Source organism: Altericroceibacterium spongiae, assembly GCF_003610805.1.
Taxonomy (GTDB): domain Bacteria; phylum Pseudomonadota; class Alphaproteobacteria; order Sphingomonadales; family Sphingomonadaceae; genus Altericroceibacterium; species Altericroceibacterium spongiae.
In genome coordinates this window covers 63,760-76,130 of the sequence record NZ_RAPF01000002.1, presented here as the reverse complement: position 1 = coordinate 76,130, position 12,371 = coordinate 63,760, and the positions used below count along the sequence as shown (strand labels likewise).

General features: G+C 60.2%; 15 protein-coding genes. 3 read left to right on the top strand and 12 right to left on the bottom strand.

What is annotated here, in order from left to right; genetic code table 11:
* Nucleotides 1–5: 5 nt before the first annotated feature.
* Genes hmpA through D6851_RS03905 form a run of 3 tightly spaced genes read right to left on the bottom strand, consistent with a single transcriptional unit; the run spans nt 6 to nt 1,953 of the window.
* A complete protein-coding gene (gene hmpA / locus D6851_RS03915) occupies nt 6–1,217 on the bottom strand; it encodes an NO-inducible flavohemoprotein (RefSeq protein WP_120323590.1) in 1,212 nt (403 codons plus the stop codon).
* Between the two features lie 44 nt (nt 1,218–1,261).
* Complete coding sequence (locus tag D6851_RS03910; RefSeq protein WP_120323943.1) at nt 1,262–1,540, bottom strand: TehB family protein; 279 nt, start codon at nt 1,538–1,540, stop codon at nt 1,262–1,264.
* A 2-nt stretch (nt 1,541–1,542) separates the two neighbouring features.
* Nucleotides 1,543–1,953, bottom strand: a complete 411-nt coding sequence (locus tag D6851_RS03905; RefSeq protein WP_120323589.1) for a group III truncated hemoglobin — start codon at nt 1,951–1,953, stop codon at nt 1,543–1,545.
* An 88-nt stretch (nt 1,954–2,041) separates the two neighbouring features.
* Here D6851_RS03905 and D6851_RS03900 point away from each other — a divergent pair, with 88 nt between their 5' ends.
* Nucleotides 2,042–2,494 (top strand): RrF2 family transcriptional regulator, encoded by a 453-nt coding sequence (locus D6851_RS03900; RefSeq protein WP_120323588.1) that lies wholly within the window; start codon nt 2,042–2,044, stop codon nt 2,492–2,494.
* A 227-nt stretch (nt 2,495–2,721) separates the two neighbouring features.
* Here the strand turns inward: D6851_RS03900 and D6851_RS03895 are convergent, their stop codons facing one another.
* The 5 genes from D6851_RS03895 to D6851_RS18165 all read right to left on the bottom strand — a co-directional run bounded on the left by D6851_RS03895 (nt 2,722) and on the right by D6851_RS18165 (nt 7,564).
* Nucleotides 2,722–4,935, bottom strand: a complete 2,214-nt coding sequence (locus D6851_RS03895) for a TonB-dependent receptor domain-containing protein (RefSeq protein ID WP_120323942.1) — start codon at nt 4,933–4,935, stop codon at nt 2,722–2,724.
* A gap of 390 nt (nt 4,936–5,325) precedes the next feature.
* Nucleotides 5,326–6,003, bottom strand: a complete 678-nt coding sequence (locus D6851_RS03890) for a class I SAM-dependent methyltransferase (protein WP_120323587.1) — start codon at nt 6,001–6,003, stop codon at nt 5,326–5,328.
* Between the two features lie 4 nt (nt 6,004–6,007).
* Complete coding sequence (locus tag D6851_RS03885; RefSeq protein WP_120323586.1) at nt 6,008–6,901, bottom strand: NAD(P)/FAD-dependent oxidoreductase; 894 nt, start codon at nt 6,899–6,901, stop codon at nt 6,008–6,010.
* Nucleotides 6,891–7,355, bottom strand: a complete 465-nt coding sequence (locus D6851_RS03880; protein ID WP_120323585.1) for an Rrf2 family transcriptional regulator — start codon at nt 7,353–7,355, stop codon at nt 6,891–6,893. The genes D6851_RS03885 and D6851_RS03880 overlap by 11 nt, the downstream gene beginning before the upstream one ends.
* A gap of 86 nt (nt 7,356–7,441) precedes the next feature.
* On the bottom strand, nt 7,442–7,564 hold the full coding sequence (locus D6851_RS18165; RefSeq protein WP_274379040.1) for a hypothetical protein: 123 nt from the start codon (nt 7,562–7,564) through the stop codon (nt 7,442–7,444).
* Nucleotides 7,565–7,744: 180 nt separating this feature from the next.
* Here D6851_RS18165 and D6851_RS03875 point away from each other — a divergent pair, with 180 nt between their 5' ends.
* The gene (locus tag D6851_RS03875) at nt 7,745–8,722 is read left to right on the top strand and encodes a LysR family transcriptional regulator (RefSeq protein ID WP_120323584.1); all 978 of its coding nucleotides are present in this window, start codon (nt 7,745–7,747) and stop codon (nt 8,720–8,722) included.
* A gap of 168 nt (nt 8,723–8,890) precedes the next feature.
* Complete coding sequence (locus tag D6851_RS17720) at nt 8,891–9,064, top strand: hypothetical protein (protein ID WP_183029978.1); 174 nt, start codon at nt 8,891–8,893, stop codon at nt 9,062–9,064.
* Nucleotides 9,065–9,182: 118 nt separating this feature from the next.
* Here D6851_RS17720 and D6851_RS03870 read toward each other — a convergent pair whose 3' ends face one another.
* The 4 genes from D6851_RS03870 to trbF are packed head-to-tail and all read right to left on the bottom strand — an operon-like array spanning nt 9,183 to nt 12,365.
* A complete protein-coding gene (locus D6851_RS03870; protein ID WP_120323583.1) occupies nt 9,183–9,419 on the bottom strand; it encodes a DUF2274 domain-containing protein in 237 nt (78 codons plus the stop codon).
* Nucleotides 9,419–10,675, bottom strand: coding sequence for a TraB/TrbI/VirB10 family type IV secretion system protein (locus D6851_RS03865; RefSeq protein ID WP_120323582.1), 1,257 nt, complete (start codon nt 10,673–10,675; stop codon nt 9,419–9,421). Before D6851_RS03865 ends, D6851_RS03870 begins: the two co-directional genes overlap by 1 nt.
* On the bottom strand, nt 10,672–11,685 hold the full coding sequence (trbG, locus tag D6851_RS03860) for a P-type conjugative transfer protein TrbG (RefSeq protein ID WP_120323581.1): 1,014 nt from the start codon (nt 11,683–11,685) through the stop codon (nt 10,672–10,674). Before trbG ends, D6851_RS03865 begins: the two co-directional genes overlap by 4 nt.
* Complete coding sequence (gene trbF / locus D6851_RS03855) at nt 11,682–12,365, bottom strand: conjugal transfer protein TrbF (protein ID WP_120323580.1); 684 nt, start codon at nt 12,363–12,365, stop codon at nt 11,682–11,684. The genes trbG and trbF overlap by 4 nt, the downstream gene beginning before the upstream one ends.
* Between the last annotated feature and the right edge of the window lie 6 nt (nt 12,366–12,371).

Sequence of the window (12,371 nt, the reverse complement as noted above, 5' to 3'; positions counted from 1 at the left end):
CTCCTTCAGGCGGCGAGCAGTTCGTCAGCAGGTCCGAAGAACTCATAGTGGATGCGATCGGATGGGACGCCCGCCAGCGACAGGGTGGAAACCGCATGGCGCAGGAACGGCCGCGGTCCGCAGATATAGTAATCGGCCTCGGCAACAGGCGTATTAGCGACAAGCCATTCATCGGTGATGATCCCAGCTTCGTCGTAATCCAGGCCCTTCACCTCGTCGCCCAGCGGCGTCTGGTGGAAGTCGGTCACCTGAACCGCTCTGCCTTTTGTCGCCAGGTCGCGAACATGATTGCGCATCGCATGCGTATCGCAGTTATGCGTGCCATGGATATAGTGGACCGGCACATCCGCATCCACATTGACCAACGCCTCCAGCATCGCCACCATCGGCGTCAGGCCGACACCGCCTGACAGCAGCACAACTGGTCGTTCGGTGTGTTCGGCAAGGAAGTACTCACCCGCAGGAGCGGCAACTTTTAAGATGGTTCCTGCTTTGGCCTCGTCATGCAGCCATCCTGAGGCCAGTCCATGCGTCTCGCGCTTGACCGAGATGCGGTAGGCCTCGCCATTGGGTGCCGAAGAGATTGAGTAGTTGCGCTTGACCGGAGGATGCCCCGGTATCTCGAACCAGAAGGTCAGATACTGGCCAGGCTTGTGATCCATGACCGGCTCACCATCGACGGGGCGCAGGACGAAGGAACTGATGACACTGCTTTCCCGGATGACCTTATCCACGCGGAAGTCACGCCAACCGTTCCAGCCTCCGGTCGTCTCCTTCTGCTCGGTATAGATGCGGTCTTCACGGGCGATCAGAATATTGGCGAGGAACCAATAGGCTTCGCCCCAGGCTTCGAGAATTTCCTCCGTCGCTGCGTCGCCCAGCACCGCCTTGATAGCGCCCAGCAGGGCTTCGCCGACATAGGGATAATGTTCGGGGAGAATTTGCAGCCCGACATGCTTCTGCGCGATCCGCTCCACGGCAGGCGCCAGCGCGCCGAGATTTTCGATATTGCTGGCATAGGCCAGAATGGCACCGGTCAGCGCGCGCGGCTGCGAACCGGCATCGCCGTGGTGTGACTGGTTGAACAGATCGCGGATTTCCGGGTTCTGGAACATGCGCGAATACATCTCATGCACAATGTCGAGGCCGTGGGCTTCGAGGGCTGGAACGGTCGCCTTGACGAGCGCAATGGTCTGATCGCTGAGAGGCTGCGACATCACAATCTCCTATGATGTAATGGGGAGTAGTGGAAAACCGGATGTCAGCCGTCAGGCGGCGGCTGATCGTAGAAATCGACCTGCATTTTCATTGACCCAAGCGGCGTCACGAAATGCGGCTGTTGCGGAAGGATCAGGCCGGGGTTCCCGGGCGTCAGGACGACTTCGGAATGCGGATCGAGGTAGGTGAGTTGAAGCTCGCCTTCGATGACGCGGACCAGTCCCCACACGCCTGCTTTGGTATCGTGGCGGGCGCGCAGGGCGGCGGGAAGCGTGTCCTGATCGAACACCGGCGTGGACCGATAGGGACGGATGTCAGCCATGGTCATGCAACTTTGCGGTCATCGTCAGCATGCTCCCGCCGCCGATCCAGTCGGAAGAACATGGCGAGTTGCAGGCTTTCCGCGATGCGAGCAGCCTTGGCTTGGAGGGCGATGGCCGCGTCCGGCTCCATCAGCTCATCGGTGGTTTGCTTCCACAGGCCAAGCCAGCGGTCGAACAGTTCGGGCGTGATCCTGTCTCTGTGCTTCATATGCGCGGGAACGGGCTGACCCTTGTAACGGCCGCTGGTGAGCATGACCGACGACCAGAAGGCAACCAGCTTCTCCAGATGGTGGGGCCAGTCATCGATCGCGTCATTAAAGATCGGGCCAAGTTCGGAGTCCGCCCGCACCCGGTCGTAGAAGGCTTCTACCAGCGCTTCCAATCCCGCATCGTCCAGTTCCAATCTGGTCATTGCCGCGACTCCAAATCATGCACCTGTGATGCATCTATACCGAGGCAACAAATCATGCAACAATAATGCATCTTTTGGAGATTAGACGATGCGCCTTACGCGCTACACCGATTATGCGATGCGTGTGCTGCTATATCTGGGGCGGCAGCCCGACCGGCTATGCTCGATTTCCGAGATCGCTCAGGCTTATGTCATTTCGCAAAACCATCTGATGAAGATCGTCAACGATCTGGTAAATGCTGGCTATCTGGAAAGCGTGCGGGGGCGTAACGGTGGCATTCGGCTCGCGCGCTCCGCAGAAGAAATCAACGTCGGCGCGCTGATCCGTCACACCGAGGACGATTTCGATCTCGTCGAATGCGGCTCATGCCTGATCGCGCCCGCCTGCGGCCTGACCAGTGTGCTGGACGAGGCGTTACGGGCTTTCCTCAACATCCTCGATGGCTATTCGCTCGCCGATGTGTTGGCAAGACGCGGAGATTTTGCGCATCTTCTCAATCCCATATCTGACCATTCCAAGCCAGCCCGCCCTACAAACTAAGGATAGAGCGAGGCTGATCAAAAAACTGCCCCAAAACGCTAGATCTAACAGTTTGTTCGCAACGGATTAGCCAAAGGCAGCTAGGCGATGCTGCCTTTGGCGATTAAATGACAACGCTATGCGACTGATCCCGGTGAGAGACAGCCAAGGAACTCGCTGACGCAACTGGCTCACCTTCTGACGATGAAGATCATGGCAGCCGAGACCGCCATGATCTTCATTTAGAGTCAGAATTGATGTCGCATTCCGAACGCAACACTGCGCCCGCGCAGCGGCGATTGGTCCTTCACGAATGACGTGTGCGCGAACGCCAGTTCATTGAGCAGATTGGTGCCCCGCACGTAAAACTCGACGCCCCTGTCGTCGCCAATGTCCAAGCGATAACTGAGCGTCGCGTTGAGCATATCGTACCCTCCGGTCCGTGTTTCGTAGGCAGCGACTTTGTCTTGTGCGAAGGTGTGATAATATTCCAGATCGCCCGTCAGCGGTCCCGCGCTGTGTTCATATCGTATCCCCAGACGGCCCGGCGGAATGCGCGGGAGATTGTCATCTTCATTCTTGAGCTTGGTACCGACATAATCGCCGAACACCGTTAGCCGCGATCGCGGCGCGACCTGGTAGCTGACCTGCCCGTCGATGCCGGTAAAGCTCGCATCCGCTGCCGTGTAGAGCAGGTAGTTGTGCGCTACGCCGGTTTCCACCTCGGTTTCGATCAGGCGTGCGAAGATGTAATCGTCGATGTCCTGGTGGAACAGGCCGACCTCAAACTCGAGCGGACCGCCGGCCTTACGGAAGGTCAGATTGATCGACTTTGCCGTCTCCATGACATCGGTTCGCGCTTCCGGAAAGGTCGAGGAAGCACGCTGTGTCTGCGAAAGGCCTACTTCGTAGCTGTTCGAGGCGAGGTTGTTGCCATAGGCATATAGTTCACGCACATTCGGGGCCCGTTCGGTGCGCGCAAGCGACAACGCTGCCGAATAGCCATTTCCGATCTGCCACGTCATCGCGAGCGACGCCGAAAAGGGATCGTGTGACGAACTGGGATTGGCGGTGCGGAACGATTCCTCGCGCATCCTGCGGAAGGCGCCTTCACCGTTTCGGGCATCGTAGGAATCGATCGCGCTCTGAAGATGAGGCGAGATGACATAATCGGTGAAAGGAACGTCGATGTCTCGCCAGTCCTTGCGCGCAGCGATCTCGACATCGACCGCCCCGAACGAGCGCCTCTCGCTCAGGAACACCCCGATATTCTCGGTTACATAGTGAGGATTACCCACAAAGCCCGCGAATGCGGTGGGAGGCGGCTCGTGCAGATCGTTCACATTGATGCCGCCAAAGGTGCCATCGGTATATTGGACGCCCAGTGTGCCGGTGAAACCCAGCAACGGCTTGTGGGTCAGTTCGACACGCCCGTCCCAGACCTTGTTGGTGTAGTGGCTGAACAGCGCCGGGCCGTCGATCTCATCATGCTTGTAATCGGTATACGACCCACGCAAGCGAACATGTTCGAAGCCGGGCAGCAAATCCTCATAATCGGCGCGAACATCAACGCGTTCGCTACGAAGCTTGATATAGGCGGTGTGGTCGTCCGACGAACCAAACGGATCCTCGAACTCATCATGGGCTGCACAATGCAGATCGGTACCATGGGTGTGGCAAACGCCATTAATATGGGAATGGCCAGGCAGGCCATATTTACTGTCCTGCCGGGTGTAGGCTGCCCCGATATAGCCCTTTTCCGTGATCCATGATGCGCCAAAGCTGTAGCTGGAGCTTTCGGCGAAGGAATCCTTGAGTTCATCGCTACCGAACCCACCAGGCACGTTGTAATCATCGGCCTTGCGGCGCGATCCTTCGGCGTGGATGGCGAACTGACCAAGCCCGGCTGTCACCCGCCCGGCAATGGCTTTTTCTTCATCTCCCGTCCCGTACCGGATTTCGGTCGAACCCGACAGGCCGCCTTCGGGCACCGCTTTGGGCACCTTGCTGTCGATCAGATTGATCGCGCCGTTCATCGCATTGCCGCCATAGCGTGCTGCAGCAGGGCCGCGCAGAACTTCGATACCGTCAAGCAACAACGGCTCGGTGGTTATGGCGTGATCAGGAGAAACCGACGACACATCGAACAGATTAGCGCCGTCCGTCAAAATCTCGATCCGTGGCACGGTCTGCCCCCGGATCACCGGGCGCGATGCTCCGCCACCAAAGTTATCGAGATGGACACCGGGCAGACCGGCAAGTGTTTCGCCAAGGCCGCCCTGGCGGCGATGTGCCAATTCATCGCCCGACAGAACCTGTACCGGGGTGGCTGTCGGCAGATCGGGCTGACTGAGCGAACGACTGGCCGTGACAATGATTGCGTCAGTGCGCCTGCTGCGTTCATGCTCGCTGTCTTCAGCAGCGGCATCCTCCGCCAGCGCACTGACAGGAAGCATTGTCATGGCAGCGGCCAGAGATAGAAGGCTGGCACGCCCTTGAATGTGATTAGCACTCATTTTCCTCACGAAATTCGGTCTCCTAAAGCACAATCGCTTTTGCGTTACGATATACCGTATCATTCTTTGATTTAAAGCCCTGTTCCTCGCGCTCGTGGAAATATCTGGTTGGACTATTGGAGGGTTGCGGTGAGTCTGGACCTGCTGCGGCGTGTCACTGCTCCATTCGACCCGCAAGGGCTGTTCGCCCCTATCCCAGCCATATCCATGGCCGACGAACTGCGGCGGCGTTCAGGTGCTATGTCCGATCAGGGCCGCACCCGATGAAGGCGCGCTATCGACTATTGGTGTATGGTTCGCGCGACCAACAAGGATGCGACCGCGTGATTTGGGTCGCTATGCCGTGGCAACCCAGCCGCGAAAGCTAAATCCGGCATAGAAGAGGGAGACATCAGAAAAGCCGGCCTCACGAAGCAAGGCCTCGTCTTCGTCGGAAGAAAGGACGTGCAGCCGCTCGATCATGAACTCGACCGACGCGGCGGCGGCTGAAAAATCAGGTGGGTCATTGGCGGCGAATACAACGGATCGCTGCAGCCAGGAGCGGGCGTCGTCTCCGGAAGGATAGCTATGATGCGCAACCACCAGCGGCGCGCCCGGTTTCAGGCGCGCATGCAGGGCGCGCAATATGTGCAGCCGCTCTTCGACGCCAACGAAGTGCAGGGTCAGCAGACAGAGTGCAGCATCATAGGGGTCGGTGGGCGCCGCATCTATATAGCCCCTTTTCAGTGCAACCCGGCTTTCGAGCGGTCCGAGAACGGTGCGCGCCAGATCCAGCATTTCGGGGGAAGGGTCGACCCCGGTAAAGCGCCAATCCGCTTGCGCTTCGGCAAGGGCTTTCAACTCCAGACCTCCACCAGCGCCAAGCACCAGTATGTCGGCGGTACTTCCCAGGCGTTCGAAGAGCAGCAGCATCGCCATCCGGTGAAGGTCGCCATAGCCCGGCACCTTGCGCGGCGTATCCTCCGCATATCGAGCAACCATGGCCGGATCGGAAAACGGAAAACTGTTGTTCATGGCGTCAACCGAACACCAGCGCCCGATGTGCTGAGGTGCCCGCCGTCACGCCGTCTGCGACCGCCCAGCTTACGCTGTGAGGGGCACGGGCGATATCGCCGGCGGCATAGAGACCCGGAACAGATGTCATCTTGTCGCCATCGGTACAAATGATCGGCCCCACTGGACACTCGTCGATGTCTGCGCCCAATTGCTCCGCCAAGGGGCTGCCGAGACAGGATCGCGGTGCGATGTAAAGCGCGGCCAGCGCGCGCCGTTCGCCGGTTTCCAGTTCGATGGCGGAAAGAGCCGGGCCTTCGCCGATCAGCGCAGCGACGGGAGCCGCTTCTATCGACACGCCATGCGCAGCAAGCCTGTCGGCATCGCCTTCCTCCAGTTTCGCGCCATTGAGATAAAGCGTGGTCGGACCCCATTCGGCGATGAGACAGGCCTGATGAACCGACATGGGCATGCGGTAGAGCACCCCAAGCGGCTGATCGCTGAACTCGATTCCATGGCAATAGGGACAATGCAGCACCGTCTTGCCCCAACGCTCTTCGAGTCCGGGAAGCACCGGCAGTTCGTCCCGCAATCCGAACGCAAGGATAAGCTTGCGCGCTTCAAGCTCATCCCCATTGGCGAGCGACACCGCGAAGCCATCCTCGGCCAGACGAGCCTCAGTGGCTTCCGCCTCGATCAATTCGACCGTGGGATAGGCAAGAAGCTGGTTGCGCGCGGTCGCCAGTATCTGTCCGGGATCGCTACCATCCTGCCCCAGAAAGCCATGCGATGCGGATGCGAACCTGTTGCGTGGCTTACCCGTATCCAGCACGCGCACGGTGCGGCGCGCCCGTGCGAGATAGGTGGCCGCAGCCAATCCGGCGAAGCCGCCGCCAACAATTACAGCATCAGCTATCATGCGCATTCTCCAGAGTGAAGGAACCGCCGCGCTGGGACAGGCGGGCGTGAAAATCGGCGCTGAGCTGGGCCAGCGTCACCTCGCCGAACCGTTGGAGGAGCAGCGCTTCAGCTTCGTCGAAGGCTTGTCCCAGCGCGGCATTGACGGCCTGCTCCACAAGGCAGCCCGGCGCGTCGGTGCGATTGCCCATGGCGAGGATCTCCGGTTCGCCCAGCGCATCATAAATGTCCCGCAAGGTGACAGTCTCCAGATCGCAGGCGATCCGCCAGCCACCGCCATGCCCCTTTTCGGAGTTGACGAACCCGCGCTGCCGCAGGCCCGCCATGGTGCGACGGAGCACCACGGGATTGGTGTTCATTGCGCGGGCGAGCGCTTCCGATGTCTGCGGTTCAGACCGTTCGGCCATGTGCAGCAGCACGTGGAGCACGCCCGATAATCGACTGTCTCGCCTCATGTAACTTCACATGATGCATGATACAGCAAGAGTCAATGGTCCGAGACAACCGTTGCCCGCCAGGAAAGTCTCTGAGTTCAGAAGCGTTAGGTGTGCATCAAAGCGATTGTGCGGGGATTGGGCGGCGTGTTGTAAGGCTCATATCCCAAAACGCTGCCGACAATCCGCGGTGGACGCGTATCGAACAGGTTGGCGACAACCAGTTGCACCTCACTTCCTGCAGCCCCGCACTGCGCGTCAATCGGCCAAAGTCGAAACCAGTCGCCTTGAAGGCGACATTTTTATTGCATGTCCCTGCGCTAACCGGGCGATCCGCCTCTCTATGTAAGAGAGGTCAATGATAATGCAGATATTTGGGTGGGAGAGCGGACGCAGGGTTGAGCGTACGCATGGTGCGCCAGCACAGAAATCCATGGGCTGCGGCGACCGAACGCGGACACAGCGCCGGTGAAGCCATGGTATTCGAGATTCGTCAGCTACGCTATGCTGTCGCTGCAGGTGAATGCGGAAGCTTTTCCAAGGCTGCGGGTAAGCTCAATGTCAAACAATCCACGCTCAGTCGTCGCATCATGCTCCTTGAACAAGATATCGGCCTGACCATCTTCGAACGCTCGACACGGGGTGCTGCACCGACCCGAGAGGGCAGCGCATTCCTTGCAGTTGCGCGACAGATCGTCGAGGAAGCAGAGGGTTTGCGATCGAATGCGCAAGCGATCTCGCGCGGCGAAGCCGGAACGCTCGTAATCGGTTTCAGCACTTCGCTGTCGGCCGGCAATTTACGGACCGCTTTGTTGAGATTCCGCCAATGCTACCCCGACGTAGAAATTCGTGGTGTTGAAGCTGGTTGGGACAGCCTGGCCCGTGGACTCGCTGCTCGAACGATTGATGTGGCGATTGTCCCAGGCGAACTGAACGGACCAACTTTTGCAAAACTGCATCTCTGGCCGGAAAGGCTACTGGTCGCTTTGCCGCAGTCGCATCATGCTGCCCAATTGGATGTACTTTTCTGGACCGACCTTCGAGATTCAATATTCGTGCTGCCCACCCTTGATCCAGGGCCGGATGCAGCGGAATTGATACGGGCAAGGCTTCAAGGATGCGGCGTTATACCGAGCATCGTGATGCAAGAAATCACTCGTGAGAACATTCTGAACCTTGTGGCAGTCGGGGACTTCGTGACGATAGTATCCGAAACGGCGTCGGGTACGCAGCATCCTGGCGTAGTACTGCGTGAGGTGCGCGATAGCGCAGGTCTCGCCCATGTGGATTTCTGGGCATGGTGGCATAAACGGAACGACAATGCAGCGCTTGAACGTTTCCTGCGTCTTGTAAAGGACCGCCACGAACCGGTGGTGGTGCCCTCCTGACCGAAAGGGAAAGGAGAATTGCGCAGTTCTTCCTAACGACAATCCATGAGGCCCTCACAGCCCGCCGCAATCTCACAATCTTTCACCGCATGGGCCTTCGGTGCGTCCGATTTCAGTCATGCGCGGATGCTAGCTAAAGCCGCAAACACACTGCGAAAGGAGAGGCATATGCTGTGTGACACTCTGGATGATCTTGAACGCCGGACCAATGAAGAAAGCAGATTGGCAAAGGCAGCCCAGAACCCTGTAATGGCATCGGCCCATCGATTGCTTGCGATCCAATATGAAGAAGATCTGCGGCAATTGCAGCATGCGCCAGGCAGCACGCAAGCGAAGGAATAGAGCTTGCGGCAGGCAATCGGACAGTTCGAATATCAGATGACGCCGCTTCGGTGGCATTTTTTCTTCGGCAACACGGACAAGCTTCCTATACTACAGAACCTCGTCGCCATGTCGAAAGCTATGCCCCATCGGATGCATTCATATGCGCACGGTGACGGCGAAACGCGCGATCGGTTTTCATGAATTGAACGAGCATGGGCGCAATCAATCGTTCGGGTTTGACAGCGTCACCGCCGCTTTCTGAGGCGAGGGCTGCAGCATATGCGACAAGGTCGCGATGGACTGGCGAAGGCAACTCAACAGTCAGCTTGACCGGCTTCTCGTCAACCAGTGGCCCCAATCTCAGTTTGGTCATCATGCTCCTCCACTAGGTTCCAGTATCAAATCGCGTGTGACAATCACGCGCACCGGCATGCCAGGGCGAATAGTGAGCGTCGGCTGCACATTGAGCTGACGCCGGATAATCTGCTGGCCGGCCTGGTTGAGCGTGTCCTGCGTGCCGCGCTGAAGCGCGCGAACAAGATCACCGTCATCGTCACTCACCAGTTCGGTACCCACGCCGAGCAGGGTCGAGATGGCCGCCGCGCGGAGCATCATGCTCCAATGATAATCGGTGCGATCCTGTAATCCCGCCTGCCCTGCCGCATCGGCGCCAGGCTCGCGTTCGAGCACAAGCGAGCGCCCATCGGGTAGAATGAGCCTTGTCCAGGCGAGCAACAGCCGATTCTGCCCGAAGGAGATTTGGCTATCATACTCGCCGATCAGCCGCGCGCCTTGGGGAATTAGGAGGTGATGCCCGGTCAGGCTGTCATAGACATGCGCGGTGACCTGCGCCGTGACCTGACCCGGCAGATCCGAACGAAGGCCGGTAATAAGCGCGGCGGGAATAACGCTCCCGGCCTGGACCACAAACGGCGAGGCGGGCGGTACCAAGCGCTCGCCGCTGACCATCCGCCGCTCGGTCTCCCGGCCAAGAAAGGCGCGCTTCTCAACCTGTCCGTTCTGGATTCTATCCTCGCTGCGCTGCGCTTCGCGCGAGGGTTGCGCGCCCGACATATCGGGGAACGCAAGTCTTGCGCCGCCCGGCATAGCTCCGTCGCCTATGCCTCGTGTGCCCAGGAACAGACCACTGATGCGCGCAGCGTCCTGTTCCTGGGCGGCCCGCTCGCGTGCCTGGGCGCGCGGGTCAGGTGGTGAGGGCGGTGTGCCTATCGGCGGGACCGGAACGGCTTCGCCGCGCTCTTGCGCAGCGAGGATCGGGTCGCCAAGATCGCCCGGAAGCGGGTTTCCGAGTTGCGGCACCTGGCCGTAATCTTTCGGACCGCTATTGATTGTCTCGGAAGTGGCGCGTCCTTCGGTATTGAAAAGTTCGAGGCCCACGCTGTCGCCGGGCGGTTGCAGCGCATAGATGAGGGCACCGCCGATCACCAAGGCGCCGCCTCCGCCAAGCACAAGCAGTGCCTTGCGCGAAAGACGCATGACGCGCGGCGCATCGCCGCGCAAACGGAGCCGTGCGGTCTGATCCTGCCTGACAGCCGCCGGCTCGGACTTGGCAGTAAGGCTAGGGGACTCCTCCGCACTGCCGGTTTCTGAAGGATCGCTCTCGCTCATCTCCGCCTCCGGCCGTCACTCCGAGTGATCCGCACCCGCTGCTCGGTGCGTTTGTCGCCAAGGCGCAATTCGGCCGCCGCAAACAAGCGGTCAACGATCATGTGACGCCCGCTGACCCGATAATTGACCAGTTCGCCGTCACTGCCAGCGCCGACCACAAACAAAGGCGGCATGTCGCCGCGCCCGATCTGGCGCGGAAATTCGATATAGACTTTGGCGCCGTCGTCGAAGGCGCGCAGCGGACGCCAGGGCGGATCATCGCCGTCAATCGCATAGCGAAAGTTCAACGCGGCGATGTCGACGTCCCCGGCGATGGGCGCGGCCGCGGCCGCGGCCTGGTTGCGGGCGCGCAAGGCCAGCAGTTCATCGTGCGGATAGCGCCATGAGACCGAGGCCATATAGGTCGCGGGTGTTGCGCGCAGTTCGAGATGATAAGTCCGCCGATCGGTGTTGATGACGAGATTGGTTGTCAGATCCGCGCGCGTCGGCTTGATGAGGATATGGACGCGCGCCGTATCGCCCGCGCCGCTCACCGTGTCGCCGATGATCCAGCGCGCCGTGTCGCCGGCCGCAACCGGCCCGCTGCCGGCAAGCTGCTCGCCTTCCTGGAGCGCGATATCGGTCACTTGTCCGGGTGCGGTATAGACCTGGTAGAGCGCGCCTTCGGTCCAAGGATAAAGCTGCATCGCATTGATGAAGCCATCGCGCACCGGCTCGATGCGCGCGGCCGCATTGGCTGTGCCGACCCGCTCGCGCGGATCGCCCGGCTCGGGGACGGCGGGCGCGGCATTCACGGCGCGAAGCTGACCAGGCAGCGGCAAGGGCTCGGGGATCGCCACCACCTCGACGCTCTGCGGCCGCTCAGGGGGCGCGAGGCGCGCGGGCTGTGCCTCATCGAGGCTGATCCGGGGAACAGGCTGCGAGGGGGTAGCGCAGGCCGCGAGCGTGGATACGGATATCAGCAAAACCGAACATGCGGTGATACGGAAATGCGATGGGCGCGTGGTCATTGGCCAAGCTCCTTCGACCAGTTGATGGAATGCACGAAAATGCCGAGCGGATTGGCGCGCAGGGCGTCGGGGGTGCGCGGCTGCTGCACGACGACAGTAAGGATCGCCGACCAGCGTGTCGTCGCGGCAAGCTGCGTGTCCTGATAGCGGCGCTCGGTCCATGCGACGCGGAAGCTGTCGGGCGAAGCGCGGATCACGCTGGAGACGTCAACCGCGACCTGAACCCGACCAATCTGCGCGAAAGGATCATTCGCACGCGCATGCTCGTTGAGCGCCAGTGCGCCGCGATCGGTAGCGAATTCATAGGCACGCAACCAGTTTTGGCGGACGATAACGGGATCGGCGGGAAGGCTGCGAACCTGCTCAATGAAACGCGCAAGGTGGAAAGCGATCTGCGGGTCGGACGGGCTATAGCCAGAATCCGCCGGCTCGACGCTGCGCGCTTCGCCGAGCTTGTCTACCTCAACCACCCAGGGCGTGATGGTCCCGCGCGCGCCTTGCCAGACCAACCCGGCAGCCAGTCCACCGGCAAGCGCCAGCATACCGAAACAAGCCAGCCGCCAACTGCGTGCCTGGACCCTGGCGGATCCGATACGGTCGTCCCAGACCTGCTGCGCGCGTTGATAGGGCGTCTCGGGTTCGGGCGTCTTGCCGTAGCGTATGGTGGGGCGTCGAAACATTTGGCT

Bases quoted from the DNA above. Each gene is read 5' to 3' on its own strand.
- hmpA (WP_120323590.1), bottom strand. From the start codon at position 1,217: ATGTCGCAGCCTCTCAGCGATCAGACCATTGCGCTCGTCAAGGCGACC.
- D6851_RS03910 (WP_120323943.1), bottom strand. From the start codon at position 1,540: ATGGCTGACATCCGTCCCTATCGGTCCACGCCGGTGTTCGATCAGGAC.
- D6851_RS03905 (WP_120323589.1), bottom strand. From the start codon at position 1,953: ATGACCAGATTGGAACTGGACGATGCGGGATTGGAAGCGCTGGTAGAA.
- D6851_RS03900 (WP_120323588.1), top strand. From the start codon at position 2,042: ATGCGCCTTACGCGCTACACCGATTATGCGATGCGTGTGCTGCTATAT.
- D6851_RS03895 (WP_120323942.1), bottom strand. From the start codon at position 4,935: ATGACAATGCTTCCTGTCAGTGCGCTGGCGGAGGATGCCGCTGCTGAA.
- D6851_RS03890 (WP_120323587.1), bottom strand. From the start codon at position 6,003: ATGAACAACAGTTTTCCGTTTTCCGATCCGGCCATGGTTGCTCGATAT.
- D6851_RS03885 (WP_120323586.1), bottom strand. From the start codon at position 6,901: ATGATAGCTGATGCTGTAATTGTTGGCGGCGGCTTCGCCGGATTGGCT.
- D6851_RS03880 (WP_120323585.1), bottom strand. From the start codon at position 7,355: ATGAGGCGAGACAGTCGATTATCGGGCGTGCTCCACGTGCTGCTGCAC.
- D6851_RS03875 (WP_120323584.1), top strand. From the start codon at position 7,745: ATGGTGCGCCAGCACAGAAATCCATGGGCTGCGGCGACCGAACGCGGA.
- D6851_RS17720 (WP_183029978.1), top strand. From the start codon at position 8,891: ATGCTGTGTGACACTCTGGATGATCTTGAACGCCGGACCAATGAAGAA.
- D6851_RS03870 (WP_120323583.1), bottom strand. From the start codon at position 9,419: ATGACCAAACTGAGATTGGGGCCACTGGTTGACGAGAAGCCGGTCAAG.
- D6851_RS03865 (WP_120323582.1), bottom strand. From the start codon at position 10,675: ATGAGCGAGAGCGATCCTTCAGAAACCGGCAGTGCGGAGGAGTCCCCT.
- trbG (WP_120323581.1), bottom strand. From the start codon at position 11,685: ATGACCACGCGCCCATCGCATTTCCGTATCACCGCATGTTCGGTTTTG.
- trbF (WP_120323580.1), bottom strand. From the start codon at position 12,365: ATGTTTCGACGCCCCACCATACGCTACGGCAAGACGCCCGAACCCGAG.